The sequence below is a fragment of the Micromonospora sediminimaris genome (assembly GCF_016863575.1).
GTDB classification, from domain to species: domain Bacteria; phylum Actinomycetota; class Actinomycetes; order Mycobacteriales; family Micromonosporaceae; genus Micromonospora; species Micromonospora sediminimaris.
Map to the genome: position 1 here is coordinate 33,116 of NZ_BOPD01000038.1, position 11,793 is coordinate 44,908.

Consider the following 11,793-nt stretch of genomic DNA (forward strand, 5'->3'; position numbering starts at 1 on the left):
GGATGGCTATTGTCGTCCGGGAGCCCGCGCGCCGGCCGGTCCGCACTGCGGCCGGCGACACTTTACGAATCCAGCCGCTATCATCGGACGTCTCGCGCGCTTTGCCAGATCGCTTTCACGCCGACGGGGGAACGAAGGCGCATGATCAACCATGCTCGGTCGCGCAATACCACCGCGGTGCTCGACGAGGGCGCCGGCCCACCGTCGCGCAGCCGACTGTCGGACGCGGACCTGTCCGCCATGCTGCTCATTCGGCACTTCGAGAAAAGCCTGCTCAAACTCTTCGAGCAGGGATTCCTGCACGGCACGACACACACCTGTCTCGGGCAGGAGTACGTACCCGTGGCGCTGACGCCCCTGCTGCGCGACGACGACCACATCTTCAGCAACCACCGGGGCCACGGCCACTACCTGGCCAGATACGCGGACCCCGAGGGCCTGCTCGCCGAGTTGCTCGGTCGCGCCGGTGCTGTCTGCGGCGGTGTCGGCGGCAGCCAGCACCTGCTCCGCGAACGGTTCCTCTCCACCGGCGTGCAGGGGCAGAGCCTGCCGGTGGCCACGGGCGTGGCGTTGCACCTCAAGCGGTCCACCCCGGGAGCGCTCGCCTGCGTCTACACCGGTGACGGCACCTGGGGCGAGGGTGTGGTCTACGAAGCTCTGAACATCGCCGCCCGGTGGGAGCTGCCGCTGCTCGTCGTCACGGAGAACAACGGCATCGCCCAGTCGACGCCGACCGCGCAGCAGATGGCGGGCGACATCGGTGGCCGGGCGGCGGCCTTCGGCATCGCGTACGAGCGGTTCACCGACACCGACGTGAACCGGCTGCGAGCGGCCCTGCGGCCGCTGGTGGAGCAGGTGCGCCACGCGTCACGGCCGTTCGTCGTCGAGTTCGTCACCCATCGCCTCGGCCCGCACAGCAAGGGCGACGACTCCCGCTCGCCGGCCGAGTTGCGTGCGGTCCGCGCGGCGGACTGGGCGGCCGGATACGCGGCCGGGCACCCTGAGCAGTTCGATCGAATCGACGCGGAGCAGTCGCGGCGGGTCGAACGGATCGTCGCCGAGGTGCTGGCCCGGCCGCTGACGGCGTGGAGCCCACGGTGACCGCCCCCCGGGTGGCCGGCGATCTCAATACCGCGTTGCACCGGCTGTTCGCCGAGGACGAGCGGGCCATGCTGCTCGGCGAGGACGTCTGCGATCCGTACGGTGGCGCCTTCAAAGTCACCCGGGGGCTCTCCACCCGGTATCCCCACCGGGTCCGCAACACACCGATCAGCGAGGGTGCTCTGGTGGGTGTCGCCAGCGGGCTGGCCCTGGCCGGCGACACCGCCATCGCGGAGATCATGTTCGCCGACTTCGTCACGCTCGCCTTCGACCAGTTGGTCAACTTCGCCAGCAAGTCGACCGCCATGTACGGCCGTCGCCTGCCCCTGCGCCTGGTGGTGCGTTGCCCGACCGGTGGGAATCGCGGGTACGGGCCGACCCACAGCCAGACCCCGCAGAAACATCTCGTCGGCGTACCCGGGCTGGCGCTCTACGAGGTGTCGCCGTTGCACGACAACCACACGCTGCTCACCCGGATGCTCGATGACGGGGTGCCCGCCGTGCTGTTCGAGGGCAAGGTCCTCTACGGCGAACGCATGTTCACCGGCGGCATGGTGGACGACCTCTTCGGCTACGAGCTCACCGACGGCGTGGCCCGGATCCGCCTGCACGACCCGGTACCGCCGGACTGCGTGCTCATCACCTCCGGCGCGCTGGTGCACCGCGCCGTCGAGGCGCTGCGTGAGCTGCTTCTGCACGACGAGATCGTGGCCGAGCTGCTTGTCGTGTCCCGGCTCTACCCGGTGGACCGGGCGCCCCTGCTGAGCTTGACGGGGCCGGCGCGGCGGGTGGCGGTGATCGAGGAGAGCACCGCCGGCGGCACGTGGGGCGCCGAGGTCGCAGCGGCTCTGCATCCATCCCTGTGGGGCACCCTGGCCGCACCGATCCGCCTGATCCACTCGCTCGACAGCATCATTCCCGCCGCAGCCCACCTGGAACGACAGGTGCTGGTGCAGAGCGGCACGATCCGGCACGCCGTCAAGGAGCTGGTCAATGGCTGACATCCGAATCCCCCGGCTCAACACCAACGATGCCTCGTACGTGCTGGTCGAATGGTTGGTCGACGACGGCGCGACGGTGCAGAGCGGCGCGACGGTGGCGACGGTCGAGACGTCGAAGGCCCTGGAGGACCTGGTGTCCGAGCACACCGGGGTGCTGAGCCGCCGACTGCCGGCCGGCGCCGACTGCCGGCCGGGTCAGGTCGTGGCGGTACTGACGCCGCCGTCGCAGGCGCCGCCGCCGGTTGCCGGCCCGGACCGCGAGGAGGCCGACCGTACGCCGCAAGCCCCACGGGTCGTGCCCGCTGCCCTGGTGATCACGGAACCGGCGCGGGCCCTCATGCGGGAACACGGCATCGACGAACAGGACCTGGCCATGCTGGGCCGCGCGCTGATCCGTCGCAGTGACGTGGCGGCTCTGCTGGCCGGTCCGGTCGTGCCGCCGCTCGACGCAGCGGAGGTCACCGCGGTTTCGCAGGAGGACGGCCATGCCCGGCCCACCCGCTGACCACGGCCCGGAGCAGCCGTTCCCCGGCTGGGAGAGCGTGCAGGTCAACCTGGCCGGAGCGCACCTCGCCGGCGCCGTCTGCGCCGAGCTGGATCGCCGCACCTTCCTGCACCCCGGTCCGCCGCTGGACATCGCCGACGCGCCGGCACCGATGCGGTCGGCCATCGTGGGCGCACTGCTTCTCGAAGAAGAGGCCGACAGCCCCGCCGCCGCCGAGCGGCTGATCGACCGCCGCGAGGTGCGGCTGCTGCCGTCGGTCGATGTGGGTGCCGTGGTGCCGATGACGGGGGTGCTGTCGCCGTCCATGCCGGTCGTGGTCGTGGCGGACGCCGACGGGCGGCAGGCGTTCGGTCCGCTGGAGAACGGCGCTGGCGCGTGCCTGCGCTTCGGCTGTCACGAGCAGCAGGTGCTCGACCAGATCCGGTGGATCGGCCAGGTCGTCGTACCAGTGCTCGACCAGGTCGCCCGGCTGACACCGATCAACGTGACCCGCATCATGGCCGAGTCCCTGCGCCGTGGCGACGAGTGCCATGCCCGCACCGTAGCGGGTAGCTCCCTGCTACTGACCCAGGTCTTCGCCACCCTGCTGGGTCGCCAGCTGTCCGGCCCGGACGTGTCCCGCGTGGCCCGGTGGTGCCGCGCCAACCTGCACCTGTTCGGGGCGTTCGCCACACCCGCGGCTCGCCTGCTCGCCGACACCGCACACGGCCATGACCGCAGTCCGATCGTGACCGCGCTGGCCTCCAACGGGAACGAGTTCGGCGTCCGGGTCAGCGGTACCGGCGACCGGTGGTTCGTCACCGAGGCGCCGGTGGGCGAGGTCGTGCTCTTCGACGGGTACCGCCCGGCAGACGCCCACCCGATCGCGGGTGACTCCTTCGTCATGGAGGTCGTGGGTCTCGGCGCCGTGGCGCTTGCCGCCAGCCCCGTGGTCGCCGCGCAGCTTGGTTGGTCGGCGGCGAGTGTCGCGCGGCACACCGCCCGGATGCGCGAGATCACCGCCGCGCCGGGGGACCGGTTCAGGCTGGCCGGCGACGATTTCCGGGGCGTCGCCACCGGCATCGATGTGCATCGGGTGGCGCGTGCCGGCTTTGGTCCGTCGGTAAGCACCGGCATCGTGCACCGACGGCCCGGCGTCGGCCAGATCGGTGGCGGCATCGCGGAACTGCCGACCGCACCGTTCCGCGAGGCCGCGGTCGTGCTCGGTGCGGCCAGGGGAGTGCCGTCATCGGTTGGGCGTTGAGGTCGGTCGGGGTGAGGCTGCTCAGTCGAGCTGGGCGCGAGCAACCCAGTGATGGTCACGGGGCGGGCAGAGGCGCTCGGGCGGCGCGGGCAGCCACGAGCACTCGCCCGCGTAGAGCTGCCGCAGCGTGTATGCCTCCGCCGTCCAGCCCTGGTGGCGCAGGAAGTCGCCGAGGTCGTCGAAGCCGAGTTGGAAGGCGGATCCCCGTGACGTCATGAAGGCCAGAAACGTCTCGTTGGCCGGATCGGTGTAGTAGTCGGTGTGCGGCGCGTCGACAAGCAGTACCGAACCGCGCGTCGACATCTTCCGCACGGTCCCGATCAGCCGGGTGAAATCCTCGATCTCAAGGTAGGGAAGCAGCCCCTCGATGATCCAGACCGTCGGTTCGTCTGGTTCGTAGCCGGTTGCCCGCAACTGCTGCGGCCACGTGTCATGCCGAAGATCCGCGCCGAGGGAGGTCCGACGGCAGAGGAGCCGGTCCCGGACCGGCTCCAACATCCGCTCCTTGGCCTCCAACTGGCCCGGCAGGTCGACCTCGAAGAACCGGGTACGCGAGGGAAGATCCAGTCGCCATGCCCGGGTGTCACTGCCGGCCGCCAGACAGACCACCTGGGTTATGCCAGCGTCGGCCGCCGCTTGAAGCGCGATGTCACCGAACCGGGCTCGGACGATCACGGACCCGACGGTGCCGCCGGCGGCCAGCGCCGCCTCCGTCATCTTCCGGGACACCGGGGTGCTCAACAGCTTGGCGTACCGGTCCACCAGGTAGGCGTCGGGGCGGTCGTGCTCAATGGCTCTGATGACGGCGGTGATGAAGCCGGTCTCCTTCACCGCCCTGGACTCGTCGTTGCGCCCGGCGAGGTCCGCCGCCGCCGTGCTGGTACCCGCGCTCTTGCCGGGCTGCCGAGCTACGCCCAGCGACGGTCGGGAGTTGACCCAGTCCTGGTCGAACCTGCCGGTCCGGGCATAGCTGCGGGAGATTTCCGCGAGTTCTGTCTCGCTGAAGACCTCCCGCACATCCGTGAACCCGTGCGGTGCCCGCTGGTGGGCGAGCGTGATCACCTTCTCGGGCCCCAGGGAGCGGTTCGCGTGCTGCAACTCGGTCATCTGCGGGCGGCGTTCGTCCTCGTAGGCGCGCAGGGCGCTGCCCAGATCGGCGTGAGTCGCCAGGTGCCACGACAACACCCGGGCGTCGACGATGGCCTGGGTGGCCCCGTTGGACCCGGCCGGATACATGGCGTGGGCGGCGTCGCCCACAAGCGTCACGTCGTTGAAGCTCCAGCGCGGGATCGGGTCTCTGTCGATCATCGGGTACCGCTGGACGTCCGCCGTGTCGTCGAGCAGGCGGGGTAGGTCCACTCCCGGCGGCGCCCAGCTGCCGAACTGGCGAAGTACGGCCGCGCGCCGGTCGGCGGCGTCCGTGCGATCGTGCGGCAACGGGTCGGCCTCGTCGTCAGGGAAGGCGGCGACCCAGTTGATCAGAGACTTGTTCGTGGCGTTGTCCCTGTCGACGGGATACAGCACGAGTCGCCGCCGGTCGTCACCGAGCACCGCCATCGTGCTGCCCGTCAGGAAGTGGCGGCCCCAGGCGGTCCCTCGGTACATCGTCATGCCGTTGGCCGGGGGCGGTCCCTCGGCCGGGTAGAACGTCGCCCGGACAGCGGAGTGAATGCCGTCCGCGCCGATGAGAAGCCCGGTGTCGACCGTACGCGTGGTGCCGTCCCGGTCCATGAAGGTCCCGTACGTCCGACCTGGCTCGCTGTGCAGGCCGACGAGCCGTGCGTCGGCGACGATGGCCCTGTCACCCAGGCGCCGTCGTACCGCGTCGGCCAGAACCGTCACGAGCCGGGCACGGGAGATCGAAAGCTGCGGCCATCGGTAACCCGCCTGAGTGCCGCGATCCTCGCGCCACACGAGATCCCCACGGGTGTTGTACATCGCCAGTTCCCGGGTGCGGACCGCGTGCTGCTGCAACTCGTCGAGCAGCCCGAGTTCGGCGAGTTCCCGCACGGCGTTGGGCAGAATGTTGAGCCCGAGCCCGTGTGGACGCAGATCCGGCTCCGCCTCGAAGACCGTGACCCGGTCGAAGCCCGCCGCGTGCAGGCTGAGCGCGGTGGCCAGCCCCGCGACCCCGGCCCCCACTATCGTGATCTCCATCGTCAGCGTCCTACCTTCCGGGTACGTCACGGCAGTTGGACCCGCTGCGCAGCGGTGGCGTTGAGCAGGGCGCGGTTCTGTCTTGTCAGGGCGAGGATCTCCTCAAGGAGCCCCACACTCCCGCCGCCACTGCCCAGTTCATACAGTCGGAGTTCCTCCTGATAGGCGCGTCGCGCCATCACCAGATGCTTTCCGCGGAACGACGTGAGGGTCTGCAGGGCTCGCCGCAGGCTCCTCGCACTGGCCTCGACGATCTCGTCCGGGGACCGTGCGCCGGAGGTTCCGAGGGCCGCGACGACGCGGGATGTGATGGATGGCGTGTTCGCCCACTCCGCGTACCGCTCCCGCCACTGCGGCAGGGTCTGCGCTGACACCTCACGGCAGAACTGCAGATATCCCGGACTTCCTCGGTCCGAGGCCCACAGGAGCAGGTCGATGAGAAAGATCGGAATGTGGGCCGCCGCCGGTCCCATGTAGGTGTGGCCGGCGACGCGGACGTCCTCGTAGAACGGTCTGAGCACCCGCGCGAAGAACTCGGGGGTGACGCTCGCCTGGATACCGCTCATGACCGTGTCCGCCACCGCGATGTGCGCGGCGAGCGACGCGATCCGCTCCGCGTGGACGGGCGCGGCCGGGTCCTCCTGCATCAGCGAGCGTCCGACGTCGACCGCGTGGGCGAGGTTCGGCACGCAGGTGCGTACCGCGTTGATCAGGCTGCGCTCCATCGGGTGCCCCGTGTAGAGCCGTTCCCGCTCACCCGTCGGATTCCACGACGTGTAGTGGTACACCGTGTCCCGCGGAATCATCCCGGTACGCTGGCCCAGCAGCTGGAATGACCTGGTCGCGCCCGGCACGGCGTCGAAGGCGGACACCCCGTGCCGTTGCAGGCTGCCGAGATACATGCCGAGATCACGCATGGCGGCGAGACACTCCGCGGTGGTGAAGGCCGCGATGCTCTCCGCCGGGGGAAGCGCAGCGCCGAGCACCCGTGCCAACGCGGCGACATCGGCGGCCCTGTTCAACCTGGGCAACATCCGAAGCTCGCTGTCCAACCGCAACGGGTCGAGCCTTCTGACCTGCTCGTTGTGCTCCTCGGAGATCACATCCACATTTGCGCTGCGGTGCACGTGAATCCTTCCCCCACGCGGATCCAGGCGATGTCCCTGATTCGAGCAGGAAGGCGTCGTGCCGTACGAATACCTGACAGAGCCCTGACAGATAGCCGTGCCCGTGCGGCGGTGGCCGAGGGGCCGGGCGGAGTCAGACGTGCAGGGTGGGGCGGTAGATGAGTTCCTGGGCGCGGCCGTCGAGGGTCCGGCTTTCGAGCAGTTCCAGGTCGAAGTCGGCCGCGCCCTGGAAGACGGGTTCCGTGCCGGTCTGGCCCGTGATCACCGGGAAGACGGTCACTTGGACGCGGTCGACCAGGCCGGCGGCCATCAGCGCCCGGTTCATCGACAGGCTGCCGTGCGACCGCAGGGGTATGTCGGACTCCTCCTTCAGCCGGGCGACGACGTCGACGGCGTCGCCGCGCGCGATTGTCGCGTCCGGCCAGTCGAGGGGAGCTTCGAGGGTGTTCGACACCACCGTCGCCGGGAGGTTGCGCATTCGGGTGACCCAGGCGTCGCGTACCTCGGACTCCTCGGTGCTCTCGGCCAGCAGCTGCGCGAACACCCGGTACGTGTCGGCGCCGAAGACCATGCGCTGCTCCGCGCGGTACGCGGCGAGGCGGTGCGCGAGCAGCTCGGGGCCCTGCTTGCCCCAGTAGCCGCCCCAGTCGCCGCTGTGGGTGCCGTAGCCGTCGAGGCTGGCGAAGACGTCGAAGGTGTAGGTGACGGTCATGAGGTTCTCCTCGTCCGGGTGAGTTCGGTGTGCCGACGTTGCAGGAAGGCGCGTTCGGTCTCGTTGGTGGCCAGTGCCATGGCCTCGTGGTAGGCGGCCCGGGCCTCCGTGTCGCGGCCGAGCCGGGCCAGCAGTTCGGCGCGGGTGGCGGGCAGCCGGTGGTAGCCGGGTAGGTCGATGTCCGCCAACGCGGCGAGGGCCACCGCCGGGCCGTGTACCTCCGCCACCGCGACCGCCCGGTTGAGCGCGACGATCGGCGTCGGTGCCAGCGCGAGCAGTTGGTCGTACAGTGCCAGGACCTGTGGCCAGTCGGTGGCGGCGCCGTCGGTGTGCACCGCGCTGATCGCGGCCTGGATCTGGTACGGCCCGGGCCGGTTGCGCCGCAGGCAGCGGCGGACCAGGTCGTGGCCTTCGGCGATGAGATCCCGGTCCCACAACGACCGGTCCTGATCGGCCAGCGGGACGAGTTCCCCGGTCGGGCCGAGCCGGGCCGGGCGGCGTGCCTCGGTCAGCAGCAGCAGGGCGAGCAGGCCGAGCACCTCGGGTTCGTCGGGCATCAACGCGGCGAGTTCGCGGGCGAGCCGGATCGCCTCGGTGCACAGGTCCGTCCTGATCAGCGGCCCCGCGGTGGACGTGTAGCCCTCGTTGAACATCAGGTAGAGCACGGTGAGCACGGGCGGTAGCCGATCCGGCAGTTCGTGTTCGGCGGGCACCCGGTACGGGATGCCGGCGTCGCGGATCTTCTTCTTGGCGCGCACGATCCGCTGGGCGACGGTGGCCTCCTGGATCAGGTAGGCCCGGGCGATCTCCGGCACGTCGAGGCCACCGAGGAGCCGGAGCGTGAGGGCGGTACGCGCGTCGGGGGCGAGCGCCGGGTGGCAGCAGGTGAAAATGAGTCGGAGTTGGTCGTCCCGCACCGGTCCCACCTCCTGGGGCTCGTCCGGTTGGTGCAGTAGCAGGGCTTCGGCGTGCCGGGCCTCGCGGGTGGTCTCCCGGCGGAGCCGGTCGACGGCCCGGTTCCGGGCGGTGGTCACGATCCAGGCGCCGGGGTTCGGCGGCAGCGTCTGCCACTTCTGCAGCGCCGTGGTGAAGGCGTCCTGCACCGCCTCCTCGGCGAGGTGGATGTCGCCGAGGAGGCGGGCCAGGGTGGCGACGCAGCGGCCGTACTCCGCGCGGTAGACGTTCGCCAGGTCCATGTCGGGTGACCGGCTCCGGTTCAGGCCCGGGACAGGTCGTCGAAGGGGCGCACCTCGACCGGGCCGCAGGCCGCGGCGCACTTCTCGGCCCAGGCGAGCGCCTCGTCCAGGTCGGCGCACTTGATGACCCAGAAGCCGGCGATGTGTTCCTTCGTCTCGGCGAACGGCCCGTCGCTCATGGTGGTGGCGCCGTTCTCGATCCGCACGACGGTGGCGCTGTCGGGCGACCGGAGCCCTCCGCCGAAGACCCAGGCGCCGGCGGCCTGCATCTCGTCGTTGACCCGGCCGGTCTCCCTGAACATGGTCTGCATCTCCTCGTCGGACGGCTCCGGCGCGCCCTCGACGAAGTGCACGGACAGCAGGTACTGCTTCATGACGATCCTCCGGTAACTCGATGGGTGGGCTCAGGCGGCCAGGCGGCGCGCGACAGCGGGGATCACGATCGCGGCCGCGACCAGGTGGGTGAGCATCAGCAACGCCTTGGTGGCCGGGCCGGCGTCGACGATCACATCCGGCACCAGCGACAGCACGGTCAGCACCACTGTCGTACGGACGAAGGTGCGCCGCGGACGTCGGGCGAAGCGGGACAGCAGCGCGGCGATGACCACGCCGATCAGCGAGAAGAAGGCGGTCAGCACACTGAAGCCGGCGACCGGGATCGGGGCTGCGCCGATGTCGAGGCTGACACCGGCCGCGTTGCCGGCGGCGGCGACGGCCATCGTGGCGACGCTGGCGGCAGCCGTCGCGACAACGCCGGTTCCGATCAGCGCACCGGTGGCCGGCAGGGTGGCGCGGGTGGTGTTCGTGGTGGTGCTCATCGTGCCCTCCAGCAGGCGTCTCGTCCGGCTCGGTGCCGGGCTCTCACCAGAGCTACGAAGAGGACCCACCCCGATCGACAGGCACGCCAAGATTTTTTGCGGAAGTTCAGTCCGGCGTGGGCTGGGGCCGGGCTTTCTGCGGATAGAACGTCTCGTGGCGGGCCAGCATGGCGACGAACTCGCCGATCTTTCGTTCCCGGGTCTGGGCTCGCTTCACGGCGTTGAGGCGGTGGATGAGAGCGAACCGGTTGGTCTTGGTGAGCACGTCGAACATGGCCTGGGCGGCGGGCTCGGCCGCGATGGCGGCGAGGAGGTCGTCCGGCACCTCGGCTTCCGACGGTGGGGCGTACGCGGCCGCCCATCGGCCGTCCGCCTTCGCGGCCTCCACGGCGGCGCGGCCCGATGGCAGCATCCGCCCCTGCGCCTCCAGCCGGGCGACGTGGGCCACGTTGCGCTGGGACCAGGAACTGCGGGGTCGGCGAGGGGTGTACCGGATCCAGGAGGTCTCGTGATCCCGTTTGCGGGCCTGCCCGTCGATCCAACCGAAACACAGGGCCTCGTCGACCGCCTGCTGCCAGGTCACGGTGGTGACCGAGCCGCCCTTCTTGGTGAGGGCGAGCCAGACGCCGGGCGACGTGGCGTGGTTGACCGACAACCAGGCACGCAGGGCGTCGGCGTCCGCGACGATCAACTCATCCAGCTCAGTGCTCGCCATGACGGCAGACTAGTGCGGTACCCGGACATGTTGGCCGTGTCGCCGCCCGGACCGGCGAACCTGGTCGGGCGCCGCAGCCTCGGCAGGTGACAGTGATCGGGCGGGTAGCGTCGGCAGCATGTCGTTGGAGGCCGTCGGGGCGCTGCGGGAGCCGGTGCGCCGGGCGGTGTACGAGTACGTTGTCACACAGGCGGAACCGGTGAGCCGTAACGAGGTCGCCGAGGCGGTGGGCGTCGGCCGCACCCTGGCGGCCTTCCATCTGGACAAGCTGGCCGAGGCCGGACTGCTGGAGACGTCCTATGCGTCGCGCAGTGGCGGGCCGGGTGCGGGACGGCCGGCCAAGCTGTACCGGCGGTCGGCGGCCGAACACGCAGTCACGCTGCCGCCGCGCGACTATCGGCTGCTGGCCGATGTGCTGGCGAGTGCGGTCGAGCGGTCCGGTGTGGAACCGGCGGTCCACTCGGCAGCGCGGGAGCTGGGCGCGAAGCTCGCCGGTGGCGGGGTGTTCGAACGACTGGGGACGCTCGGCTACGAGCCGTTCGAGGATGTCGACCAGACGATCCGGCTGCGTAACTGTCCGTTCCACGCTCTGGCCCAGGCGTACCCCGCGCTGGTCTGCGGTTTGAACCTGGCACTGCTCGACGGTCTGGTCGGCGACCGTGGCTGGGACGTCCGGCTCGACCCCGGGCCGACCGGGTGCTGCGTCGTGATCCGATCTAAAAACAATCAGGATTGACATAGAATGTAGGCTTGGTCGCATGGCCGACCATCACGTGGCGCAACTGAACATCGCCCGGCTTCGCGCCCCTCTCGACAGCCCCGAGCTTGCCGATTTCGTGGCCCTGCTTCCCGAGGTCAACGACCTGGCCGAGCGCTCGCCCGGTTACGTGTGGCGACTGCAGGACGAGTCCGGTGACGCGACCGCCCTGCGACCCTTCGAACCGGACATCATCGTGAACCTGACCGTGTGGCAGTCGATCGAGTCGCTGCGCGGCTTCGTGTACCGGACCGCGCACCTGGAGCCGATGCGTCGGCGGCGGGAGTGGTTCCTGCCGCTCGACCGCCCCCACCTCGTGCTGTGGTGGATTCCCGCCGGCGTCCTGCCGACCCTCGCCGAGGCCGCCGAACGGCTGGAACTGCTGCGCCGTGGCCCGTCGCCGGAGGCGTTCACCCTTCGCGAGCCGTACCCCGCTCCCGCCGAGCGCGTCGCCTGAGCGG

At 70.4% G+C, this 11,793-nt stretch carries 13 protein-coding genes; 6 read left to right on the plus strand and 7 right to left on the minus strand.

All coding sequences use genetic code 11. From position 1 onward, the window contains the following. Window positions 1-141: 141 nt before the first annotated feature. From Vse01_RS25260 to Vse01_RS25275, 4 genes are read left to right on the plus strand one after another with little or no spacing between them, the layout of a single operon-like run. Window positions 142-1,101, plus strand: coding sequence for a thiamine pyrophosphate-dependent dehydrogenase E1 component subunit alpha (locus tag Vse01_RS25260; protein WP_093408969.1), 960 nt, complete (start codon window positions 142-144; stop codon window positions 1,099-1,101). Next, a complete protein-coding gene (locus Vse01_RS25265; RefSeq protein ID WP_232511396.1) occupies window positions 1,098-2,102 on the plus strand; it encodes an alpha-ketoacid dehydrogenase subunit beta in 1,005 nt (334 codons plus the stop codon). The genes Vse01_RS25260 and Vse01_RS25265 overlap by 4 nt, the downstream gene beginning before the upstream one ends. Further along, on the plus strand, window positions 2,095-2,607 hold the full coding sequence (locus Vse01_RS25270; RefSeq protein WP_093408964.1) for a biotin/lipoyl-containing protein: 513 nt from the start codon (window positions 2,095-2,097) through the stop codon (window positions 2,605-2,607). The genes Vse01_RS25265 and Vse01_RS25270 overlap by 8 nt, the downstream gene beginning before the upstream one ends. Next, a complete protein-coding gene (locus Vse01_RS25275; protein WP_093408960.1) occupies window positions 2,588-3,850 on the plus strand; it encodes an oxamate carbamoyltransferase subunit AllG family protein in 1,263 nt (420 codons plus the stop codon). Before Vse01_RS25270 ends, Vse01_RS25275 begins: the two co-directional genes overlap by 20 nt. A gap of 21 nt (window positions 3,851-3,871) precedes the next feature. Here Vse01_RS25275 and Vse01_RS25280 read toward each other — a convergent pair whose 3' ends face one another. The 7 genes from Vse01_RS25280 to Vse01_RS25310 form a co-directional block, all read right to left on the minus strand. After that, window positions 3,872-6,007 carry an SAM-dependent methyltransferase gene (locus Vse01_RS25280; RefSeq protein WP_170863571.1) on the minus strand — a complete coding sequence of 712 codons (2,136 nt, stop codon included), beginning with the start codon at window positions 6,005-6,007 and terminating at the stop codon, window positions 3,872-3,874. A 26-nt stretch (window positions 6,008-6,033) separates the two neighbouring features. Continuing rightward, a complete protein-coding gene (locus tag Vse01_RS25285; protein WP_139233220.1) occupies window positions 6,034-7,134 on the minus strand; it encodes a monodechloroaminopyrrolnitrin synthase PrnB family protein in 1,101 nt (366 codons plus the stop codon). 133 nt (window positions 7,135-7,267) lie between these two features. Then, window positions 7,268-7,846, minus strand: a complete 579-nt coding sequence (locus Vse01_RS25290) for a dihydrofolate reductase family protein (protein WP_093408955.1) — start codon at window positions 7,844-7,846, stop codon at window positions 7,268-7,270. Next, complete coding sequence (locus Vse01_RS25295; protein ID WP_093408952.1) at window positions 7,843-9,042, minus strand: RNA polymerase sigma factor; 1,200 nt, start codon at window positions 9,040-9,042, stop codon at window positions 7,843-7,845. The genes Vse01_RS25290 and Vse01_RS25295 overlap by 4 nt, the downstream gene beginning before the upstream one ends. Window positions 9,043-9,062: 20 nt before the next feature. After that, complete coding sequence (locus tag Vse01_RS25300; RefSeq protein WP_093408949.1) at window positions 9,063-9,416, minus strand: YciI family protein; 354 nt, start codon at window positions 9,414-9,416, stop codon at window positions 9,063-9,065. A gap of 30 nt (window positions 9,417-9,446) precedes the next feature. Beyond that, window positions 9,447-9,860 carry a DUF6069 family protein gene (locus Vse01_RS25305; protein ID WP_093408946.1) on the minus strand — a complete coding sequence of 138 codons (414 nt, stop codon included), beginning with the start codon at window positions 9,858-9,860 and terminating at the stop codon, window positions 9,447-9,449. A gap of 106 nt (window positions 9,861-9,966) precedes the next feature. Beyond that, window positions 9,967-10,575, minus strand: a complete 609-nt coding sequence (locus Vse01_RS25310) for a YdeI/OmpD-associated family protein (RefSeq protein WP_093408944.1) — start codon at window positions 10,573-10,575, stop codon at window positions 9,967-9,969. A gap of 118 nt (window positions 10,576-10,693) precedes the next feature. Between Vse01_RS25310 and Vse01_RS25315 the strand changes: the two genes are divergently transcribed. Together Vse01_RS25315 and Vse01_RS25320 are read left to right on the plus strand one after the other, a co-directional pair. Continuing rightward, complete coding sequence (locus tag Vse01_RS25315; protein ID WP_093408941.1) at window positions 10,694-11,311, plus strand: helix-turn-helix transcriptional regulator; 618 nt, start codon at window positions 10,694-10,696, stop codon at window positions 11,309-11,311. A 22-nt stretch (window positions 11,312-11,333) separates the two neighbouring features. Further along, complete coding sequence (locus Vse01_RS25320) at window positions 11,334-11,789, plus strand: DUF3291 domain-containing protein (RefSeq protein WP_093408939.1); 456 nt, start codon at window positions 11,334-11,336, stop codon at window positions 11,787-11,789. Window positions 11,790-11,793 lie beyond the last annotated feature (4 nt).